The following is a 19,411-nucleotide window of genomic DNA, read 5'->3' as shown; positions in this document are numbered from 1 at the left end:
CCTCAGGCGCGCGCGGTGTACGCACCGTGCAACCGGGACAGCCCCTCACGGAGCGTCTCCGCCGAGCATCCGAAGTTGAGCCGCGCGAAGCCACGCCCCTGACGACCGAAGTCCGGCCCGCTGCCCAGTGCGACCAGCGCCTCGTCGACGAGCATCGCCGCGGGGTCGTCGCCCCACGGCAGCGCGCGCAGGTCCACCCACGCCAGGTACGAGGCCTGCGGCTGCCGGAACACCGCGCCGGGCAGGGCGTCGCCGAGCTCCTCCGCGAGGATCCGCCGGTTCGCCGCGAGCTCGGCGAGCAGCGTCGCCAGCCAGGGGCCGCCCTCGCTGAACGCCGCCACGCTCGCGGTGTACCCGAGGATCCCGGTGCGTTCGACGACCTCCCGGGGCATCCCGTCGAACCATCCGCGGGCGCGGTCGGACGCGCCGATCATCAGCGCGCACTTGGTGCCGGCGAGGTTCCACGCCTTGCTCGCGCTCGTCAGGGCGACCCCGACCGCTGCGGCCTCGGCGCAGGAGTCGAGGAAGGGCGTGAAGACCGCGTCGGAGTGCACGAGCGGTGCGTGGATCTCGTCCGCGATCACCACGGCGTCCCACTCCGCGGCGAGGCGGGCGAGCGCGGAGAGCGCCGCGCGGTCGTGCACGAGTCCGAGGGGGTTGTGCGGGTTGCAGAGCAGGACGGTCCGTGCCCCGTCGGCGAAGGCCCGGGCGATGCCCTCGAGGTCCATCCGCCACCCGGCCGTCGTGTCGAACGGGTCCGCTTCGCCGGACGGGGCGATGAGCGGCACCTCGGTCACGGAGCCACCGGCCTCGGTCACGTACTCCCAGAACGGTGGGTAGACGGGCGGCATGATGACGACCTGGTCGCCGGGTTCGATCACCCGGCGGAGCGTCTCGACCGCCGCGACCGACACGTCCGTGGTGGTGCGGACGAGGTCGGGGTCCACCTGCCAGCCCCATCGGTCGAGGGCGAAGTCCGCGAAGGCCTCCGGCAGCGCTCGACCGTGCCCGACGTACCCGGTGTCGCCCGCGGTGACGGCGGTGACGAGGGCGTCGCGCACCGGTTCGGCGAGCATGCTGTCCATCTCCGCGACGAACATCGGCAGCACCTCCGGCGGGTACGCCGTGTACTTCTCGCTGGTGCGGCTGCGGTGTGCATCGAAGAGGGAGACCATGACGCTCATGGCCTCATCCTCGCAGTGGTCGGAGCCCTCCGAGCAAGATCTCGACGTACCGCTCAGGATCGGTCACGGGGACACCTCCGGCCGTCGCGGCGGAGCGCATCCCGCAGACCAGCCGTCGGAGGTCGTCCGGCGTGACGTCCGCTCGTACCACCCCGGCGTCCGCGGCACGATCGAGCAGGGCACCGACGGTGTCCACGAGGTCCCCGGCGAGCTCCATCGTGTCCGAGCAGGAGAACCCGCCGCCGGTGAGGAGGTCGCCGAGCGCCGGGTCGTCCACGAGGCCACGGAACGCCTCCGTCACGACACCGCGGAACGCCGCGTCGGGATCGGGGAGGGCGACGGCGACCCGGACACGGTCGAGCATCGCCTCGAACGCGTCGATCGCGAGCGCTTCGAGCAGGTGCTGCTGGGTCGGGAAGTGCCGGTAGGCGGTGCCGACCCCGACGCCGGCCTCGCGCGCGACCGTGTTGAGCTGGGCGGGCTCGCCCCGGTCGAGGTGCTCGCGCGCGACGCCGAGCAGCGCGGAACGGTTCCGGAGCGCGTCCGAGCGCAGCGAGTCCGGTCGGGCGAGGTCGGTCATGCGGAGAGTCTATCCGGTTGTGCTAGCGTTCCGGATAAATCATCCGTTTGAGCCTGGAGTCGTCATGCAACCCTTCCCGTGGGAACTCGACCAGATGCCCGACCAGCACGGCAGGACCGTCGTGGTCACCGGCGCGACCGGCGGTCTGGGACTCGTCGTCGCGACACGGCTCGCCGCAGCCGGCGCCCGCGTCGTCGCCGGGGTCCGTGACCTCGACAAGGCGGCTCGCGTCCTCCCCGTGGGCGACGGCCTGGAGGCCCGGCTCGTCGACACCGCGTCCGTCGCCTCCGTCACGGCCTTCGCGCAGGGCCTCGCTGACGACGGCGTCGTCGTCGACGCGCTCGTGAACAACGCCGGCGTCTCCGCCGCCCGCTTCGCGCTCGGCGTCGACGGCGTCGAGCGCACGTGGGCGACGAACGTGGTCGGCCCCGCCGTGCTCGCCGACGCGATGCTGCCGGTGCTCGGGGGGCCAGCACCGCGTGTGGTCCTCGTCGGGTCGAACCTGTCGCAGCGGACGTCGCGTGTGCCCGACCTCGACGCCGTCAACCGTGCGGCGGGCTACCGGCAGTTCGCCACGTACACCGACTCGAAGACCGCGGCGGCCGCCCTCGCGGTGGACCTCGGGCTCCGACTGCGTGCATCCGGCTCGCCGGTCCGCTCGGCCATCGCGCATCCGGGGATCGCCGCGACGGGGATGAACGGGCAGGCCGAGACGGCCCTGGCGCGGGTCGCCGGTCGGATCGCGCGGCTCGCTGCCCGGACCGCCGAGGACGGCGCCCGGTCGACCCTCTGGGCCGCGACCGCCGACGACGTGCCCGAGGGCGTGTTCGTCGGTCCGGCGCTCCGGCGCGGCGACCGTCGCCTGCACCCCGCCCTGGTCGCCGGCGCGGCGGCGGACCCGGCGTTCCGCGCCCGGGTCCGTGCCTTCGTCTCCGAGATCCGGGTGCACCCCGGGGTCTAGCCGGCAAGCGGTCCGGTGGTCGCCAGGGCCTGAGCGGTGCCTCAGACTGGAGGCATGCCCGAGCTTCCCGTCGTGTTCGAAGTCGGCTCGATCATCGCCCTCGTCGCGATCCTGCTGGCCGACCTCATCATCGTCGCGCGTCGTCCGCACGTGCCGACGCTCCGCGAATCCGCGATCTGGGTCGGCGTCTACGTCGGCCTCGCGCTCGTCTTCGCGCTCGCGATGCTGGCGTTCGCCGGCGGTGAGCCGGCCGGTCAGTTCCTCGCCGGGTGGCTGACGGAGTACAGCCTCAGCATCGACAACCTCTTCGTGTTCGTGATCATCATGGCGCGGTTCGCCGTCCCGAAGAAGATCCAGCAAGAGGTGCTGATGCTGGGCATCATCATCGCCCTCGTGCTCCGCGGCGTCTTCATCCTCGTCGGCGCCCAGCTCATCGAGGACTTCTCCTGGATCTTCTACATCTTCGGCGCCTGGCTCGTCTGGACCGCGGTCCAGCAGCTCCGCAACGACCACGACGACGACCAGGAGGACAGCCTCATCGTGCGGGTGCTGCGCCGACGGGTGCGTCTCACCGACACGTTCGACGGCATGAAGCTGCGCACCACGCACGACGGTGTGAAGCACTTCACGCCGCTGCTCATCGTCCTGATCGCGATCGGCACGACGGACCTGCTCTTCGCGCTCGACTCCATCCCCGCGATCTTCGGCATCACGGAGAGTGCGTTCATCGTGTTCACCGCGAACGTGTTCGCCCTGATGGGCCTGCGGCAGCTCTACTTCCTGCTCGGCGGACTCCTCGAGCGGCTCGTCTACCTCAAGTACGGGATCGCGTTCATCCTCGCCTTCATCGGCGTGAAGCTCGTGCTGCACGCACTCCACGGCAACGAGCTGCCGTTCCTCAACGGCGGGGACCACATCGCCTGGGCGCCGGAGATCCCGACCTGGGTGTCCCTCGTGGTGATCGTCGTGGCGATGGCGGTGTCGACGCTCGCGAGCGTCGTGCGCCTGCGCCGTGACGACGCGGCGGCGCACGGCGACACGGCCGCCGAGCAGCCCGCCCGCAGCGCTGACTGAGACACCCACCGCACGGCGCGATCCTCGCTCGGCTGTCCCGCAGGACGGATGGCGGAACGGCCACGGCGGTCAGTCGGCGGTCTTGAACGCCAGGCGAGTACGCCACTTCGTGAGGTCCGGCTCCTCGGCGGGGTCCGAGAGGTACTCCTCGAGGCGGCACGCCCAGTGCTCACCGTCGGAGCCGAGGGTCCGGTCCCACACCACGCCGGCACCGTCCGCCCACGCCAGCAGGGCGCTCGTCGCGTCGAGCAACCCGTCGGGGTGTCCGACGTGGACCATGGTCGCGTAGGTCCCCGCCGGGAGGACACCGGGCACCACGTCTCCCGGCGTCCCCGTCGGTACGTCGAGCGTCTCCGCCACCGGGAACCCGACCTCGACGGTGAGGACTCCGGACATGTCGATGACGCGGTACCGCCAGAACGGCGGGCCCGAGGATGCTCGTCCGTGCTCCGCCAGGAAGCCCGCCACACGCCCGATGAGCGGTGGGAGATCGTCGGCGATCGACGCCATCGTCACCTCGGCACTGATCACCGCGCAGTTGGTCGCGGCGCGCTGCTCGAACGTCGGCGCGGTCGACATGGTGGGCTCCTCGTCCGGTGGTGTGGTCAGCGCGGTGGGGTCGGAACGAACGGGCGCTCGTCGGTGTGCTCGCCGATCGTGACCGCAGAGCCGGCGGGGACTTCTCGCCAGAGCCCGGGGAGGGCGACCAGCGGCTCCGAGACCACGACGCGCGCGTTCTCCGGGAGATGGGACAGTCGTTCGACCTCCGGGTACAGCTGCCGGACCGATCCCACGTCGGAACTGACGAACAGCGTGTTGGCCGGCCCGGCACTCGCGTACCGGACGGCCGTCAGGGTCCGGCCGTCGGTGAGTCCGATCGTCATCTGGAGCGCACCGTCGATCCCGGCGGCGGCGGCGACCGACTCGACGAACCCGGCCATCCGCTCGAGGGCACCGATCGGGTCCTCCTCGAGCCCGAACGTCAGCGCGAGGAAGAACATCAGCTCGGAGTCCGTGGAACCGAGGATGCACGGGAACAGGTCCGCCCTGACGGCCATGAGCAGCTCCCGTCGGAGCACGGCGAATTCCTTGATGAACCCGTTGTGGACGAACAACCAGCGGCCGTACCGGAAGGGGTGGCTGTTCGTCTCCTGCACCGGTGTCCCCGTCGCGGCCCGGACGTGCGCGAGGAACAGCCCGCTGGCGACCTCGGACGCGAGTTCCCGGAGGTTCTCGTCACCCCAGGCCGGCGCCGCGCTCCGGAACAGGGTCGGCTGCTCCCGGCGTCCGTACCAGCCGAGGCCGGTCCCGTCGCCGTTCGGCGCGGGTGTCTCGGGCGAGTGGAAGCGGCTCTGCTCGATGAGCGACCGTTCCGTGTCGTAGAGCAGCTCACGCGGCTCGATCGGATCTCCGACGTACCCCAGCCACCGACACATGAGGGCCTCCTCGGCACCATCGCCCGTGGCGCCAGTCAAGCACCATCGTCGATGCCGTGTGTCGACCTCAGGAAACCGCGTGACCGCCGGCCCAGACCCGCTGCACCCGGAGCGACGGCGACAGCGCGACGAGGTCGGCCGCGAACCCCGGGGCGAGACGCCCGAGCCGGTCCCCGAGCCCCAGCGCGGCGGCGGGAACGCTCGTCAGCGCCGCCACGGCCTCCGGGAGCGTCCGCCCGGCCCGCTCGACCGCGTTCCGCAGTGCGACGTCCTGCGTGAGTGTCGACCCCGCGATCGTGTCCGTCCCGGCGACGTGCGCGACCCCGTCGGTCACGGTCACGTCGAGCGACCCCAGCCGGTACGAGCCGTCGGCAGCACCGGCCGCCCCCATCGCGTCGGTGATCAGCGCGACCCGGCCAGGGGCTGCGCGGAACAGCGTGTCCGCGACGACGGGGTGCACGTGGACGCCGTCGAGGATGAGTTCGAGCGTCACGCGGTCGTCGGCCACGGCCGCACCGATCGGCCCGGGTGCGCGGTGGTGGAGGCCGGGCATCGCGTTGAACGCGTGGGTGAGGATCGTGGCGCCGGCGTCGAAGGCCGCGCGTGCCTGGTCGAACGTGCCGACGGTGTGGCCGACGGCGACCCGGACCCCGGCGTCCACGAACCGGCGGACCGCGTCGAGTGCGCCGGGCAGCTCGGGCGCGAGGGTGACCTGGCGGAGAACGCCGACGCCGGCCTCGAGCAGGGCATCGACCGACGCCGGGGTGGGTGCGACGAGGTAGTGCTCGTTGTGGGCACCCTTGTTGTCCGGGGACAGGAACGGCCCCTCGAGGTGCACGCCGAGCACGAGCGGGTCGGTGGCCATCACGCCGCGGATCCGCTCGAGGGACGCGGCCAGCGTGGGCACGGGGTTCGCGACGAGCGACAGGACCGAGCGGGTCGTGCCGTGCGCCCGGTGCATCGCGAGGGACCCGGCGAAGGAGTCGTCCTCGTGGGACTCGGTCGCGCCGCCGTGCCCGTGCAGGTCCACGAACCCGGGGGTCAGCGTCGCGTCGCCGAGGTCGAGCACCTCGTCCGCCGTCGGGACGTCGGGACCGGAGCCGACCGCGGCGATCGTGTCGCCGGCGAGCAGGACCCAGCCGTCGGCGGTGGAACCGGCCGCGTCGACGAGGTGGGCGGCGCGGACCAGCGTGCGCCGGGCCTCCCGTCCGGTGTCACCGAGCCGTGCGCTCATCGGGACTCGCGTCGGAACGCGACCACGCCGGAGAGCGCCGCGACCAGGATGAAGACCAGGCCGACCACGGGGTGCCCGATCGAGATCCACGCGCCGCCGGCAGCGACGATCAGGGCGACCTCGACGATGGTCTTGCCGACGACGTCGGTCTCGATCGGTGACTTGCCGGACCGGAAGAGGTACCAGACCAGCGCGGCGAACGCCGGGGCGCCGACCATGAACAGGATGCCCGGCATCGGGAACGGCCACGCGAGGTAGCCCCAGAACGCCAGGGACAGCAGACCGAACACCGCGACGACGACCCGGAGGACCTTCCAGCCGTCGAACTCTCGCCGCGGCTTGCCGATCGCACTCGGGTCGGGGGTGTCTCCCCAGTCCATCGGGGATCGCGGGGCGTTGCTCATGGTGCTGCCTACTTGAAGATGATCGTGCGTGCGCCGTCGAGGAGGACCCGGTCCTCCGCGATCCAGCGCACCGCCTGGGTGAGGGTGCGGGACTCCTCGTCCTGCCCGATGGAGACCAGCTCGGACGGGTCCTTGGTGTGGTCGACGCGGACGACGTTCTGCTCGATGATCGGGCCCTCGTCGAGGTCGCTCGTGACGAAGTGCGCCGTCGCACCGATGAGCTTCACGCCGCGGGCGTGCGCCTGACGGTAGGGGTTCGCACCCTTGAAGCCCGGCAGGAACGAGTGGTGGATGTTGACCGCCCGGCCCTGCAGTGCGGCGCAGAGCTCGGGGGAGAGGATCTGCATGTAGCGGGCGAGGGCGACGAGCTCGATGTCGTGCTCCTCCACCGCGTCGAGGATGCGCCGCTCCATCGCCGCCTTGCTGTCGGCGTCCGTCACGGGGCGGTGCTCGAACGGGACGGAGTAGAACGACGCCAGCTCGGACAGCTCGGTGTGGTTCGAGAGCACCAGTGGCACGTCGATCGGGAGCTGCCCGCTGCGCTGCCGGTAGAGCAGGTCGTTGAGGCAGTGTCCCGCCTTCGACACGAGCACCAGCGTGCGGAGCGGCCGGCCGACGACGTCGAGCTGGACGCGCATGCCGTAGCGCTCGACCACGGGTGCGAGGGCCGCTTCGAACGTCGCGCGGTCCACCGGCGCCATGACCTGCAGGCGCATGAAGAACGTGTCCGTGTCGTGGCTCGAGAACTGCTGCGACTCGGTGATGTTGCCCTGGGCCTGGACGACGGCTCCGGAGACGGCGTGCACGATCCCGGGCTGGTCGTCGCAGACCAGGGTCAGGGTCCAGTGCGTGGGCGGCGTCGCAGTCGCGTCGGTCGGGTCGGTCACGGCTTCAGGCTACCGGCCGGGAGGCCCGGTTCGGCCCCGTCACGCGGCTGCGGTCGCGGGGTGGTCGCGGGCCGCGAGGGTGCGTGCGTCCGCGGGCCGTGTGCCTGCGAACCCTGCGGTGCGGGGTGGGTTCGCACAACCGAATGCAATCGGCACCGCGCGATCGCGTGGTTCGGACCGCTTTTGGTTGCGCGGTGCGCCTCCGCGGCGCGCCGCCGCGGCGCCGCGGCGCCGCGGCGCCGCGGCGCCGCGGCGCCGCGCGCCGCCGCGGAGCGCGCGCCGCGTCAGCGCGCCGGGGTGGCCCGCAGCGCTCGGTCGGAGATCGTCAGGGCACTGAGCAGCACCGCGATGCCGACGATCACCCAGCCGAGGACGTGGAGGTCCGCCGTGGTGGGCGCCTGGCCGAAGACCCCGCCGATGAGCGACGACGCGGCGATCGCCCCGATGTACACGCTCGTTCGCGAGAGCCCCGCTGCGGTGCCGATCGACTCCGGCGGCACGATCCGGTACAGCGCCGCCTGGTTCGACACGGACGCCAGCGCCTGGGGGATGCCGAACAGTGCCGGCGCGAGGGCGAGGAGCACGAGCGGCGACCCCGTGTGCAGCCCGAGGAGCAGCAGCCCGCCGACGATCGGCACGGTCGCGGCGACGATGAGCGGGCCGCGGACGGTGGTCTTCCGGGCGATGAAGAACGACACCACGCCCGCGATGATCGCGGCGGGGAGCTGGATGTACCCGGCCTGGTCGCTGGAGTACCCCGCGACGTCCTGCACCCACTGCGAGAACCCGTACGTCATCGTGTACGCGAGCATGTAGACGAGGAACAGGCGGGCGTAGGTGCGGGTGAGCGCACCGTTGCGGGCGAGCATCCGGACGTCGATGAACGGCTTCGTGGCGCGGAGTTCCCACAGCACGAGGGCGACGAGCAGCACGATCGCGACGCCGAGCAGCCACCAGAGGCCCGCCGAGATGTCGAGCAGGAACACCAGGAGCGCCGAGACGGTCCCGGTCATCAGGACCATGCCGAACGGGTCGAGCGCGGTGAGCACCGGCACGTCGGCGTCGTAGCGCGGGCGGAGCCGGTCGGACGGCAGCCACAGCCCGGCGACGACGAGGCCGAACGCGGCGAGCGGGACGTTCACGAGGAAGATCGCGTGCCACCCGAACCCGGCGATGAGCGCACCACCGAGGGGCGGCCCGGCAGCGGCGGACACCAGCGACGTGATCGACAGGGCGCCGAGGACGAGGGGCGGCGTCGGCTTCCCGATGCGCGCCGAGTGCTGCCGCAGGGTGGTCAGCGCGGCGGGGTAGGCCGACGACGTGCCGATGCCGATCAGCACCCGGGCGAACACCGCGCCGCCGAAGCCGGTGAGGAACTCGGGCACCACACCGGCGACACCGACGATGACCAGCCCTGCCATGAAGACCTTCTTCGGGCCGAACCGGTCGGCGAGCTTGCCCATCGTCGGCTGCGCGATCGCACTCGCGAGGTAGAGCGCGGCGACGAGCCAGATCGCCTGGGACGCGCCGATGCCGAGGTCACGGGAGATCGGCGCGAGCGCGACCGACACCATCGTCGTGTTGATCGGGTTGAGCAGCGGCCCGACGAGGACCGGGATGAGGAGCTTCGGGCCGAACCCGCTGCCGGTGCTGCCGGGAGTGCTGCCGCCGGACTGGACGGGGACGGATGCGGTGGACGTGGACGTGGCGGGGTGCTTCTTCCTGGTGGTGGGTCAGCGCTCGATGAGCGGGCCGAGGATGCCGATGGCCCGGGCGACCGTCACGCGGTCGTCTTCCGGGAGGGCCTGGAGTCGTTCCGCGAGCACGCGGGTCCGTGCGACCCAGGAGTCCTCACGCGCCGCGGCACCGGCGGGGGTCGCGCGGACGAGTGCCCGTCGCCCGTCGGCGGGGTCCGGTCGGCGTTCCACGAGTTCGAGGTCGACGAGCGCCTGCACGGTCGCGCCCATCGACTGCGGACGCACCCCCTCGGCACGTGCGAGGTCGGCGATCGTGGTCTCGCCGTCGCGGAGCAGCCGCCCGAGGGCAGCGGACTGGGACGCGGTGACGTCGTCGGTCTTGCCGGCCAGCAGCGCTCGCCGCATCCGGCCGTGCATCGCCAGGACTTCGCCGGCGAGCTCGGCCGCGGTGACGTCCGTGGTGTCGGTGCTCGCGCTCATGCCCTCGATGCTACGACTTCGGAAGGGCACCTTGCAAGGCTGCCTTGCAAGTTCAGCTGTCGAAGACGATCCGCCGCTTCGTCACGGTGAAGCCCGCGCGCTCGAAGGCCCGCCGCATCGGGGTGTTCGCGGCGTCCGTCGTCGCGACGACCCGCGGCTCCCCGGCGGCGTCGTGCACCCGGAGTCCCTCGGCGAGCAGCGCGTCGACCACCCCGCGGCCCCGGTGCTGGGGCAGCACGCCGATGTAGCTGATCGCCGCGTCGTAGGCGGTCCGGGTCGCGAGCACGAAGCCGACGGTCAGCCCGTCCGGATCGACCGCGATCCGCCAGTCGTCACGGGAACCGGGGAGCGACCGGTAGAACGCGAGGTCGTCCGCCGCCGTCCCGCTGGGGCCGAGCTGCGCGACGGTCGCCTGCGTGTGCGCGTCGAGGCTGCCGACCGTGACCCGGCGGAACAGGTCCAGGAACTCGTCGTCCGTACCGCCGCGGAAGGTCAGCCCCGAGGACGCGGCGGGCGACGGCACGTCGGACGCCGGGGTCCACGCGACGCTCACCCGCTCGGTCAGCCGGGTGAGGCCGGCCGCGCGGGCGGCGTCCGCGCGCCAGCCCACGGCCGCGACCGCCCGCGGATCCGACTCCCAGTCCACGGCGACGTCGACGATCCACTCGGGGAGCGTGCCGAACGACTCGGCGCCGGCAGTGATCAGGCCGGAGGCGATCGCCACGCGCTCTTCGGGGTCCGACACCGCGACCACCACGTCGTCCAGGGTCGACGGGATCGAAGCGTCGGCGCCGCCCCACCAGAGCGCCCGCCCCACGGGCTGCCCGTCGCGCGCCGCGAGCCACGACCACTCCGGACGGTAGTTGTGCGCCGCCGACTCCTGCCGGTACCGGTCCGCACCGATCCACGCGACGGGTTCGTCCGTGGTGAAGGCGAGCACGGCCTCCAGTCCGTCGCCAGGAGCCGAGCACGCCGAGAAGGTGACCGTCACGCCGGGCCGGTCATCGTCGTGACCAGGTGTTCCTGCAGGTACCCGAGCCAGTCGTAGACGTCCCGGAGGCCGACGCCGTCGGCGGCGAGCCGGGTCGCCTCCTCGGTCTCCGCGTCCACGATGCCCAGCCGGTCCGCGATCGTCAGCCGCAGGTCGGTGAGGCACCGGAGCCACGACTGTTCGTCGGCGGCGGTGAACGCGCCGTCGCGTTCGCCCGTCAGCCAGGCGTGCACGGTGTCCGCGTTCGTCGACTTCGCCGTGCGGAGGTCGTCGCGCGTGTAGCGGCGGAACTCGGAGCTGGCCTGACGGTCGCCGGGGTAGGCGTCCGGGAACATCCGGAGCGTCACGGGGTCGGAGTCCAGGTCCCCGTCGAGGATCTGGCGGAGCTGATCGGTGAGGTTCGTGAGCATCGAGCGCTCGCCGGAGGCCAGCCCGAGGTGGATGCCGTCGGCGCGACGGACGAAGGGGATCACGCTTCGGTGGCCCGGTCGACGGTGGCCTGCAGCCCGTAACCGTGCATCGCCTCGACGTGCCGCTCCATCTCCTCGCGGTACCCGGTCGCGACGATCGCGCGCCCTTCGGAGTCCACCTGGTGCATCAGCCGTTCCGCCTTGTCCCGCGGGAACCCGAAGTAGCTCTGGAACACGTAGGTCACGTAGGACATCAGGTTCACCGGGTCGTCCCACACGACGGTGACCCACGGAACGTCCGCGCGCACGTCGGTGCGCTCGTCGAGTTCGGGGTGCAGCATCGTCATGCATCCAGGGTGACACAGCGACGGCGGCTCGGTACCATCATCAGGTCGCGACTGGCGTTGGATGGGTCACCATCGGGGAGCGACACCTGACACGGTGCGCGGCCGTACGCCTGGGCTGCGCCGACCGACCGTCCGAGCACCGTAGGAGTCCCGTGTCCATCACCGATCTGCCCCCATTCGTCGCGTCCGAGCCGGCCGATCCCGCGCCCGCTGCGACCGACCAGGCCGCCACCCAGGCCGCTGACCGTGCCGCTGCCCGCGCCGCGTTCAACGCCCCCCTCAGCGAGGTCGACCCCGAGATCGCCGCGGTCCTCCAGCAGGAGCTCGGCCGCCAGCGCGACTTCCTCGAGATGATCGCCTCCGAGAACTTCGTGCCCCGCGCAGTCCTCGAGTCGCAGGGCTCCGTCCTGACGAACAAGTACGCCGAGGGTTACCCGGGCAAGCGCTACTACGGCGGCTGCGAGTACGTCGACATCGCCGAGTCGCTGGCCATCGAGCGCGCCAAGAAGCTCTTCGGCGCCTCGTACGCCAACGTCCAGCCGCACTCGGGCGCCACCGCCAACGCCGCCGTCCTGCACGCCATCGCGTCCGCGGGCGACACCATCCTCGGCCTCGAGCTCGCCCACGGCGGTCACCTGACCCACGGCATGAAGCTCAACTTCTCCGGCCGGATCTACAACGCCGTGTCGTACGGCGTCGACCCCACCACGTTCGAGGTCGACTACGACGACATCCGCGCGAAGGCCGTCGAGCACCAGCCCAAGGTGATCATCGCCGGCTGGTCCGCCTACCCCCGTCAGCTCGACTTCGCGAAGTTCCGCGAGATCGCGGACGAGGTCGGCGCGAAGCTCTGGGTCGACATGGCGCACTTCGCCGGCCTCGTCGCCGCCGGGCTGCACCCGTCGCCCGTCCCGCACGCGCACGTCGTCTCCTCGACGGTGCACAAGACCCTCGCCGGTCCGCGCTCGGGTCTGATCCTCTCCAACGACGAGACCCTGTTCAAGAAGCTCAACTCCGCGGTCTTCCCGGGGCAGCAGGGCGGCCCGCTCATGCACGTGATCGCGGCGAAGGCCACCGCGTTCCTGCTCGCCGGCACCCCGGAGTTCAAGGACCGCCAGGAGCGCACGATCCGTGGCGCGCAGCTGCTCGCCGCGCGCCTGACACAGCCGGATGCGCGCGGTGCCGGCGTCGACGTCCTGACCGGTGGCACCGACGTGCACCTGGTGCTCGTCGACCTCCGCACGTCAGAAGTGGACGGCAAGCAGGCAGAGGACCTCCTCCACCAGGTCGGCATCACCGTGAACCGCAACTCCGTGCCGTTCGACCCGCGTCCGCCGATGGTCACCTCCGGTGTCCGCATCGGCACGTCGGCGCTCGCGACGCGTGGCTTCGGCGACGCCGAGTTCACCGAGGTCGCGGACATCATCGCGCTGACCCTCATGCCGAACCCGGACATCGACGCGCTCTCGGCCCGGGTCACGGCCCTGACCGACGCGTTCCCGCTGTACGCGTGAGCGACGTCCTTCCGCGTGCTCTCTGGGTCGGTGAGGGCTCTGCCGTCCGCATCGACGGCACCGCCCTCGCCGCCCGCACGCTCGACGAGCTCCGCGTCCGCATCGACCGCCTGCACGAGCACGGGATCCGTCCCGGGCTCGGCACGATCCTCGTCGGGGAGAACCCCGGGTCGCTGTCGTACGTCGCGGGCAAGCACCGCGACTCGGCGTCGATCGGGCTCGACTCGCACCGCATCGACCTGCCGGCGACCGCGTCGGCCGCCGACATCCGAGCAGCGATCCTGCAGATGAACGACGACCCCCGGGTCACCGCGTTCATCGTGCAGCTCCCGCTGCCGGACGGCATCGACCCGACCCCCATGCTCGAGCTGATGGACCCGTCGAAGGACGCCGACGGCCTGCACCCGATCAACCTCGGTGAGCTCGTGCTCGCCGTCCCCGGTGGCGCCGGCACGATCGACGCGCCGCTGCCGTGCACCCCGCGCGGCATCGTCGCGATGCTCGAGGCGTACGACATCCCGATCCGCGGTCGGCACGTCACGATCATCGGCCAGGGCCTGACGGTCGGGCGTCCGCTCGGCCTGCTGCTCACCCGCCTCGAAGCCACCGCCACCCTGACGCACTCCCTGACGGCGGACGTCGCGGCGGAGTGCCGTCGCGCGGACATCATCGTCGCGGCGGCCGGCGTTGCCGGGCTCGTCAAGCCGGACTGGGTCGCGCCCGGTGCTGCCGTGATCGACGTGGGCATCACCCGCGTGGTGGACCCGGAGACGGGGAAGGCGCGGCTCCGCGGCGACGTCGATCCGGAGGTCGCGTCCGTCGCGGGCTTCATGTCGCCGGTGCCCGGCGGCGTCGGGCCGATGACGCGCGCGATGCTCATGAAGAACGTGGTGGAGGCAGCGGAGCGCCACCTGAAGTAGGTGCGCTTGCGGGGCGCGGTCCGGGCGGGCGGGCGGCGGCGGTCGGCGGCGGTCGCCGGCGGCGGCGGCGGCGGACGGGTGCGGCGGTGGCGGTGGCGCGACGGAAGCGACAGCACGTACAGGTCTGCGCGGCGCATCTGCCGTACCGCTGTCGCTTTCGTCGCGTGCCCGAGGATGCATGCGCATCGAGCGACAATGCGCCGCCGAAAGCGTCGCGCAAACGGCCGCGTCGTGTCGCTTCCGTCGCGTGCCCGTCACCCGCCCGGCCTGGAGGCTCGCCCCACCCCCGCCACGCCAGCTCCCGCCCGCGGGCGCCGGCGTCGCGGGCACCACGTGTGTCGCGGACGCCGGCTGCGGTCCGCCAGGCCGAACCGCGCTGCCGGATCGGAACCGGTACGCGAAAGCGACAGTGGTCGGCGGGTGCCCCGCCGACCACTGTCGCTTTGGCGAACCAGTTCAGCGGCCGAGTGGCCATGCTGCGCAGCCGTGCCGTGCCGCGCCGCCGCGCCGCGCCGCCGCGCCGCCGCGCCGCCGCGCCGCGCCGCCGCGCCGCCGCGCCGCGCCGCCGCGCCGCCGCGCCGCGCCGCGCCGCCGCGCCGCGCCGCGCCGCGCCGCGCCGCGTCAGGCGTCGCGCCGTGCGCCCTGCGCAGCGTGCACGGTGAACACGGCGGGCTCCCGGTACCCGGCGTCAGCGAACGCGGCCGTGACGGCAGCGCCGATCGCCTCCCGCTGGGAGGCGTCGACCAGCGCGATCGCCGCGCCGCCGAACCCGCCACCGGTCATGCGTGCCCCGACGGCACCGTTCGCCATGGCCGTGGCCACCGCGAGGTCGAGCTCCGGCACGGAGATCTCGAAGTCATCGCGCATCGACTCGTGCGAGGCGACGAGCAGGTCACCGATCGCCCGCGGTCCCTGCTCGCGGAGCGTCCGCACGGTGTCGAGGACACGCTGGTCCTCGGTCACGATGTGGCGCACGCGGCGGAAGGTCTCGTCGTCCAGCAGCTCCGCAGCACGGGGGAGGTCGTCCACGGTCACGTCGCGCAGCGCCTCGACGCCGAGCACCCGTGCCCCGCGCTCGCAGGAGTCCCGCCGCGCCTTGTACCCGCCCGTGGCGTGAGCGTGCTCGACGCGGGTGTCCATCACCAGGACTTCGAGCCCGTTCGCTTCGAGGGCCATGTCCACTACGGCGGTGTCGAGCGTGCGGCAGTCGAGGAACACCACGGCGTCCCGTTCCCCGAGGAGCGACGCCGACTGGTCCATGATCCCGGTGGGGGCACCGACCGCGTGGTTCTCGGAGTACTGCCCGACCCGGGCGAGCTGCTTGCGGTCGAGCCCGAGCTCCCACAGGTCGTTGAAGGCCAGCGCGACGCCGCATTCGATCGCGGCACTCGACGACAGCCCGGCACCGACGGGGACGTCCGACTCGATGAAGAGGTCGAAGCCGGTCTTGCCGGTCAGGTCGGCGCCCTGCTCGCGGAGCGCCCATGCGATCCCGAACACGTACGCGGACCAGCCGTCCATCGCGGCGGGGTCGAGGTCGTCCAGGGACAGGGAGACGACGGAATCCGGGTCGAACGCCGACGCGACGCGCAGCACCCGGTCGTCCCGCGGTGCGATCGACGCGGTGGTGCGTCGGTCGATCGCGAACGGCAGGACGTAGCCCTCGTTGTAGTCGGTGTGCTCACCGATCAGGTTCACGCGGCCGGGCGCGGAGTACCGCACCGTCGGCTCGTACCCGAACACCTGCTGGAACGTCATGCGCGCTCGATCCCTCCTCGGATGAACTCGGCCGCCTTCTCGGGCACGAGGTCCCCGATCCAGGCGCCCATGGCGGCTTCACTGCCGGCCAGGAACTTCAACTTGTCCGCCGCCCGACGCGGCGAGGTGATCTGCAGCATCAACCGCACGGTGTCGCGTGCGGTGTGCACGGGCGCCTGGTGCCACGCGGCGATGTAGGGCGTCGGGTCCCCGTAGAGCTGGTCCATGCCGCGGGTGAGGCGGAGGTGCATGTGCGCGAGCTCGTCCTTCTCGGCGTCGGTCAGCCCGGCGAAGTCCGGCACGTGACGGTGCGGCAGCATGTGGATCTCGATCGGCCAGCGCGCGGCGAACGGCACGAACGCGGTGAAGTGCTCGCCGGCGAGGACCACCCGCTCCGAGGCACGCTCGTTCGCCAGGTGCTGCTCGAACAGGTCGGGCCCGAAACGCTCGATCGAGTCGAGCAGCCGCTGCGTGCGCGGCGTGACGTAGGGGTAGGCGTAGATCTGCCCGTGCGGGTGGTGCAGCGTCACGCCGATCGCTTCGCCGCGGTTCTCGAACGGGAACACCTGCTGGATGCCGGGCATCGCGGAGAGCGCCGCGGTGCGGTCCGCCCAGGCTTCGACGACGGTGCGCGCCCGCGACTCGGAGATCGACGCGAACGAGCCGGAGGTCTCCGGTGAGAAGCACACGACTTCGCACCGGCCGACCGAGCGGAACGTCCGGTTGAGCCCGACGTCCGTCAGGTCGCCGAGCGAACCCGGAGCGTCGTCCGCCTGCAGGGCGGGGCCGAAGGACGGCGACCGGTTCTCGAACACGGCGACGTCGTACCGGCTCGGGATCTCCGACGGGTTCGCGTCGGACTGCGGCGCGAGCGGGTCCTGGTCGGCCGGGGGCAGGAAGACACGGTTCTGGCGGCTGCTCGCGATCGACACCCACTCGCCCGTGAGGACGTCCTGTCGCATCCGGGCCGTCTCGGGCCGGGGGTCGAGCATGCGCTCGTCGATGCGACGCTCGGCGGGCAGCTGCGTGTCCGCATCGTCGAAGTAGATGAGGTCGCGGCCGTCCGCGAGCTTCGTCGCGCGCTTGGTGATCACCGATCCATCGTAGCGGGCGAACGAAGCATTGCGAAAGTGATCGGAAGCAGACGAAACTACTCGGGTGAGCGATGACGACCTCTTCCTCGCCGGCACGATGCCGGCGCCGCTGCGGCAGGACCGCATCGTCACGATCGTCGACGGCGCCCCCGGCATGGTCCGCACCGCCGCCTTGGCAGCCGCACTCGGCACGAGCGAGGTGACGGTCCGACAGGACCTCGCGGTCCTCGACCGGGAGGCACGGCTCAGGCGGGTGCACGGCGGTGCCGTCCGGCTCGGTGCGGGTTCGCCCGAGCGGCCCTTCGAGGAGACCGCCGTCGAGCAGCAGGTGGCGAAGGCCGCCATCGGCCGCGCCGCCGCCGCGCTCGTCCGCTCCGGACAGTGTGTGGTCCTCGACGTGGGCACGACACCCGCCGCGGTCGCCGAGGCGCTCGTCGCCCGGGACGACCTGGTCGGCGTCACCGTCGTCACGAACTCGCTCACCACGGCCCTCGCGCTCGAACGGGCCGTGCCCCGCTTCACCGTGATCGTCACCGGCGGCACGCTCCGGCCGCTGCAGCACTCCCTCGTCGCGCCGTTCAACGGCGCTGTCCTGCCCATGATCGCCGCCGACGTGGTGTTCCTCGGCGGCACGGGCGTCGACGTCGAGCACGGCCTGACGAACGTCAACCTGCCCGAGACCGAGGCGAAGCGGATGCTCCGGGCCGCTGCCGGGCGTACCGTCGTGGTGGCGGACGGCTCGAAGTTCGGGCGCGCCCACATCGGGGTCGTCAGCGGCCTCGAGGACATCGACGTCATCGTGACCGCGGAAGCGCCACCCGAGCTCGTCGAGCTGGTGCGCGCCGCCGGGGTCGAGGTCGTCGTGGCCGACGGCACCACATCGGGAAGGAACCACAGCGCATGACCGCAGCACCCACCGGGGGCCAGTACCACCTCCGTCACGCCGGCCCGGACGGGGTCGTCGAGGCGATCGTCACCGAGGTCGCCGCGGGCATCCGCGAACTCCGCGTCGCCGGCTTCGACCTGACCGAGCCCTTCCCGGCGTCGGAGGCCCCTGCGGGCGCGAACGGCATCGTGCTCGTCCCGTGGCCGAACCGCGTCGCCGGGGGAGCCTGGGAGCACGAGGGCAAGCGGCAGCAGCTCGACATCTCGGAGCCGAAGTACGGCAACGCCTCGCACGGGTTGCTCCGGTTCTCGCCGTACCGCGTCGTGACCCAGACGGAGACGAGCGTGCTGCAGGAAGCCACGATCCACCCGCAGCACGGCTGGCCGTTCACCCTCGAGACCCGGGTGCACCACGAGCTGGTGGACGACGGGATCCGCATCACCCACGAGATCACGAACCGTTCGGGCGTCAGCGCCCCGTTCGCGGTCGGAGCCCATCCCTACCTCCGCGCCGGCGACACCCCCGCTGAGGACCTCGTCGTGACGCTCGACGCCGCCACGGCGTTCACCGTCGACGACAAGAAGATCCCGAACGGCACCGAGCCCGTCGACGGCACGGACCTCGATCTGCGGGCCGGGCGACGGGCGGGCGACTCGGACCTCGACACCGCGTACACGGACGTCGCGGCGGACGCCGAGGGCATCCGCCGGACGACGATGCACGGACCGGAGGGCGATGGTGTCCAGCTCTGGCAGGACGCCTCGTTCCCCTACGTCCAGGTGTTCACGTCACGGGAGTTCCCCCGTGGCGACGGCAAGGGGCTGGCGGTCGCGGTCGAACCGATGACCGCGCCGGCCGACGCCCTCAACTCGGGCGAGGGTCTCCGCTGGCTGGAGCCCGACGAGACCTGGACGGGCTCGTGGGGGATCCGCCGTGTCTGGTCCTGAGCCGGCCGGTCGTCAGCCGCGGCGCATGCGCAGGGCTTCGACCGCGAGCGACTCGGAGTCGTAGCGGCCGATCTCCTGGGCCCAGGCCGGGTCGTCCCCGCGGAGGGCGATGAACTGCTTGCGCTGTCGGCACACGTAGCCGAGCACGCTCGAGCCGGTGGCGACCTCGGCGAAGTCCTTGCGGATGTGACGGGTCGTGACCTGCGCGTTTCGGCGGAGCGTGTCCAGCAGCAGCTGGTCGCTCATGGTGGTGCCGGTCGCTGCGGCGAGCTCCACGATGCGGCGCGCGTCACCGGTGGTGCTGGTCTGCGTGGCGTCGATGTGCTCGATCACGGTGTACCCCGTTCGTTGTCGTTCCAGGTGGTGCTCGTGACCCACGAGGAGTGGATCCGGGAACGACACTATCGGCGGCACCCCAACAGTCCGCTGAACGGGACCTGAACTGTGCAGTGCGCTTGCCATGAGCAGCCTGAGGAGCACTTGTACCCCGAGGTGGCGACGACGGCGACGAAGGTGGGCCCCGTGGGGCTCGAACCCACGACCCTCGGATTAAAAGTCCGGTGCTCTACCAACTGAGCTAGAGGCCCTCACCCGCAAGGTTAGCGGG

Annotated in this window: 21 protein-coding genes, 1 tRNA gene and 1 riboswitch; of the genes, 6 read left to right on the top strand and 16 right to left on the bottom strand. The window is 72.1% G+C overall.

Translation table 11 applies throughout. The annotated features are described in order from the left end of the window. Window positions 1-2: 2 nt before the first annotated feature. Window positions 3-1,184, bottom strand: coding sequence for a MalY/PatB family protein (locus tag EDF55_RS17995; RefSeq protein ID WP_123656351.1), 1,182 nt, complete (start codon window positions 1,182-1,184; stop codon window positions 3-5). A gap of 4 nt (window positions 1,185-1,188) precedes the next feature. Next, the gene (locus tag EDF55_RS17990) at window positions 1,189-1,764 is read right to left on the bottom strand and encodes a TetR/AcrR family transcriptional regulator (RefSeq protein WP_123656350.1); all 576 of its coding nucleotides are present in this window, start codon (window positions 1,762-1,764) and stop codon (window positions 1,189-1,191) included. Window positions 1,765-1,828: 64 nt separating this feature from the next. Between EDF55_RS17990 and EDF55_RS17985 the strand changes: the two genes are divergently transcribed. After that, window positions 1,829-2,725: an SDR family NAD(P)-dependent oxidoreductase gene (locus EDF55_RS17985; protein WP_185017524.1), complete on the top strand. Its 897-nt coding sequence runs from the start codon at window positions 1,829-1,831 to the stop codon at window positions 2,723-2,725. A gap of 54 nt (window positions 2,726-2,779) precedes the next feature. Beyond that, window positions 2,780-3,799 carry a TerC family protein gene (locus tag EDF55_RS17980; RefSeq protein WP_123656348.1) on the top strand — a complete coding sequence of 340 codons (1,020 nt, stop codon included), beginning with the start codon at window positions 2,780-2,782 and terminating at the stop codon, window positions 3,797-3,799. A gap of 69 nt (window positions 3,800-3,868) precedes the next feature. On the opposite strand, the gene EDF55_RS17975 is transcribed toward EDF55_RS17980, so the two are convergent. The 10 genes from EDF55_RS17975 to clpS form a co-directional block, all read right to left on the bottom strand. Further along, window positions 3,869-4,378: a GyrI-like domain-containing protein gene (locus EDF55_RS17975; RefSeq protein WP_123656347.1), complete on the bottom strand. Its 510-nt coding sequence runs from the start codon at window positions 4,376-4,378 to the stop codon at window positions 3,869-3,871. A gap of 26 nt (window positions 4,379-4,404) precedes the next feature. Next, window positions 4,405-5,235, bottom strand: a complete 831-nt coding sequence (locus EDF55_RS17970; RefSeq protein WP_123656346.1) for a class II glutamine amidotransferase — start codon at window positions 5,233-5,235, stop codon at window positions 4,405-4,407. A 67-nt stretch (window positions 5,236-5,302) separates the two neighbouring features. After that, complete coding sequence (gene nagA, locus EDF55_RS17965) at window positions 5,303-6,469, bottom strand: N-acetylglucosamine-6-phosphate deacetylase (protein ID WP_123656345.1); 1,167 nt, start codon at window positions 6,467-6,469, stop codon at window positions 5,303-5,305. Beyond that, window positions 6,466-6,873 (bottom strand): YrdB family protein, encoded by a 408-nt coding sequence (locus EDF55_RS17960; RefSeq protein WP_123656344.1) that lies wholly within the window; start codon window positions 6,871-6,873, stop codon window positions 6,466-6,468. The genes nagA and EDF55_RS17960 overlap by 4 nt, the downstream gene beginning before the upstream one ends. A gap of 8 nt (window positions 6,874-6,881) precedes the next feature. Next, window positions 6,882-7,760 carry a formyltetrahydrofolate deformylase gene (gene purU / locus EDF55_RS17955; RefSeq protein ID WP_123656343.1) on the bottom strand — a complete coding sequence of 293 codons (879 nt, stop codon included), beginning with the start codon at window positions 7,758-7,760 and terminating at the stop codon, window positions 6,882-6,884. 284 nt (window positions 7,761-8,044) lie between these two features. After that, window positions 8,045-9,358, bottom strand: coding sequence for an MFS transporter (locus tag EDF55_RS17950; RefSeq protein WP_260236102.1), 1,314 nt, complete (start codon window positions 9,356-9,358; stop codon window positions 8,045-8,047). Window positions 9,359-9,493: 135 nt separating this feature from the next. Next, window positions 9,494-9,937: a MarR family winged helix-turn-helix transcriptional regulator gene (locus tag EDF55_RS17945; RefSeq protein WP_123656341.1), complete on the bottom strand. Its 444-nt coding sequence runs from the start codon at window positions 9,935-9,937 to the stop codon at window positions 9,494-9,496. Between the two features lie 52 nt (window positions 9,938-9,989). Then, window positions 9,990-10,928 (bottom strand): GNAT family N-acetyltransferase, encoded by a 939-nt coding sequence (locus tag EDF55_RS17940; protein WP_185017522.1) that lies wholly within the window; start codon window positions 10,926-10,928, stop codon window positions 9,990-9,992. After that, window positions 10,925-11,401 (bottom strand): DUF2017 family protein, encoded by a 477-nt coding sequence (locus tag EDF55_RS17935; protein ID WP_123656339.1) that lies wholly within the window; start codon window positions 11,399-11,401, stop codon window positions 10,925-10,927. The genes EDF55_RS17940 and EDF55_RS17935 overlap by 4 nt, the downstream gene beginning before the upstream one ends. After that, window positions 11,398-11,685 carry an ATP-dependent Clp protease adapter ClpS gene (gene clpS / locus EDF55_RS17930; protein ID WP_123656338.1) on the bottom strand — a complete coding sequence of 96 codons (288 nt, stop codon included), beginning with the start codon at window positions 11,683-11,685 and terminating at the stop codon, window positions 11,398-11,400. The genes EDF55_RS17935 and clpS overlap by 4 nt, the downstream gene beginning before the upstream one ends. A 39-nt stretch (window positions 11,686-11,724) precedes the next feature. Next, a riboswitch (ZMP/ZTP riboswitch) is annotated at window positions 11,725-11,808 on the top strand. Between the two features lie 29 nt (window positions 11,809-11,837). Between clpS and glyA the strand changes: the two genes are divergently transcribed. Next, window positions 11,838-13,199, top strand: coding sequence for a serine hydroxymethyltransferase (glyA, locus tag EDF55_RS17925; protein ID WP_260233321.1), 1,362 nt, complete (start codon window positions 11,838-11,840; stop codon window positions 13,197-13,199). After that, window positions 13,196-14,119, top strand: coding sequence for a bifunctional 5,10-methylenetetrahydrofolate dehydrogenase/5,10-methenyltetrahydrofolate cyclohydrolase (locus EDF55_RS17920; RefSeq protein ID WP_123656337.1), 924 nt, complete (start codon window positions 13,196-13,198; stop codon window positions 14,117-14,119). The genes glyA and EDF55_RS17920 overlap by 4 nt, the downstream gene beginning before the upstream one ends. Window positions 14,120-14,740: 621 nt before the next feature. On the opposite strand, the gene galK is transcribed toward EDF55_RS17920, so the two are convergent. Beyond that, the gene (gene galK, locus EDF55_RS17910; RefSeq protein WP_123656336.1) at window positions 14,741-15,877 is read right to left on the bottom strand and encodes a galactokinase; all 1,137 of its coding nucleotides are present in this window, start codon (window positions 15,875-15,877) and stop codon (window positions 14,741-14,743) included. After that, window positions 15,874-16,971: a galactose-1-phosphate uridylyltransferase gene (galT, locus tag EDF55_RS17905; protein WP_123656335.1), complete on the bottom strand. Its 1,098-nt coding sequence runs from the start codon at window positions 16,969-16,971 to the stop codon at window positions 15,874-15,876. The genes galK and galT overlap by 4 nt, the downstream gene beginning before the upstream one ends. 64 nt (window positions 16,972-17,035) lie before the next feature. On the opposite strand from galT, the gene EDF55_RS17900 reads away from it, so the two are divergent. Both EDF55_RS17900 and EDF55_RS17895 read left to right on the top strand, forming a co-directional pair. Then, window positions 17,036-17,875, top strand: coding sequence for a DeoR/GlpR family DNA-binding transcription regulator (locus EDF55_RS17900; RefSeq protein WP_185017520.1), 840 nt, complete (start codon window positions 17,036-17,038; stop codon window positions 17,873-17,875). Then, complete coding sequence (locus EDF55_RS17895; protein ID WP_123656334.1) at window positions 17,872-18,804, top strand: aldose 1-epimerase family protein; 933 nt, start codon at window positions 17,872-17,874, stop codon at window positions 18,802-18,804. Before EDF55_RS17900 ends, EDF55_RS17895 begins: the two co-directional genes overlap by 4 nt. 12 nt (window positions 18,805-18,816) lie before the next feature. Here EDF55_RS17895 and EDF55_RS17890 read toward each other — a convergent pair whose 3' ends face one another. Both EDF55_RS17890 and EDF55_RS17885 read right to left on the bottom strand, forming a co-directional pair. Continuing rightward, complete coding sequence (locus EDF55_RS17890) at window positions 18,817-19,137, bottom strand: hypothetical protein (RefSeq protein WP_123656333.1); 321 nt, start codon at window positions 19,135-19,137, stop codon at window positions 18,817-18,819. Between the two features lie 181 nt (window positions 19,138-19,318). Further along, window positions 19,319-19,391 (bottom strand) — tRNA-Lys (locus EDF55_RS17885). Between the last annotated feature and the right edge of the window lie 20 nt (window positions 19,392-19,411).

The sequence above is a fragment of the Curtobacterium sp. ZW137 genome (assembly GCF_003762905.1).
In the GTDB taxonomy this organism is placed as follows: Bacteria; Actinomycetota; Actinomycetes; order Actinomycetales; family Microbacteriaceae; genus Curtobacterium.
Note: the sequence above shows the minus strand (reverse complement) of the source record. Positions and strands in the feature narration are given on the sequence as shown.

What these genes read in the sequence shown, in the direction of transcription:
- nagA (WP_123656345.1), bottom strand. Translation starts at nt 6,469, where the DNA reads ATGAGCGCACGGCTCGGTGACACCGGACGGGAGGCCCGGCGCACGCTG.
- EDF55_RS17990 (WP_123656350.1), bottom strand. Translation starts at nt 1,764, where the DNA reads ATGACCGACCTCGCCCGACCGGACTCGCTGCGCTCGGACGCGCTCCGG.
- EDF55_RS17945 (WP_123656341.1), bottom strand. Translation starts at nt 9,937, where the DNA reads ATGAGCGCGAGCACCGACACCACGGACGTCACCGCGGCCGAGCTCGCC.
- EDF55_RS17960 (WP_123656344.1), bottom strand. Translation starts at nt 6,873, where the DNA reads ATGAGCAACGCCCCGCGATCCCCGATGGACTGGGGAGACACCCCCGAC.
- galK (WP_123656336.1), bottom strand. Translation starts at nt 15,877, where the DNA reads ATGACGTTCCAGCAGGTGTTCGGGTACGAGCCGACGGTGCGGTACTCC.
- EDF55_RS17975 (WP_123656347.1), bottom strand. Translation starts at nt 4,378, where the DNA reads ATGTCGACCGCGCCGACGTTCGAGCAGCGCGCCGCGACCAACTGCGCG.
- EDF55_RS17895 (WP_123656334.1), top strand. Translation starts at nt 17,872, where the DNA reads ATGACCGCAGCACCCACCGGGGGCCAGTACCACCTCCGTCACGCCGGC.
- EDF55_RS17970 (WP_123656346.1), bottom strand. Translation starts at nt 5,235, where the DNA reads ATGTGTCGGTGGCTGGGGTACGTCGGAGATCCGATCGAGCCGCGTGAG.
- EDF55_RS17980 (WP_123656348.1), top strand. Translation starts at nt 2,780, where the DNA reads ATGCCCGAGCTTCCCGTCGTGTTCGAAGTCGGCTCGATCATCGCCCTC.
- EDF55_RS17985 (WP_185017524.1), top strand. Translation starts at nt 1,829, where the DNA reads ATGCAACCCTTCCCGTGGGAACTCGACCAGATGCCCGACCAGCACGGC.
- clpS (WP_123656338.1), bottom strand. Translation starts at nt 11,685, where the DNA reads ATGACGATGCTGCACCCCGAACTCGACGAGCGCACCGACGTGCGCGCG.
- EDF55_RS17995 (WP_123656351.1), bottom strand. Translation starts at nt 1,184, where the DNA reads ATGAGCGTCATGGTCTCCCTCTTCGATGCACACCGCAGCCGCACCAGC.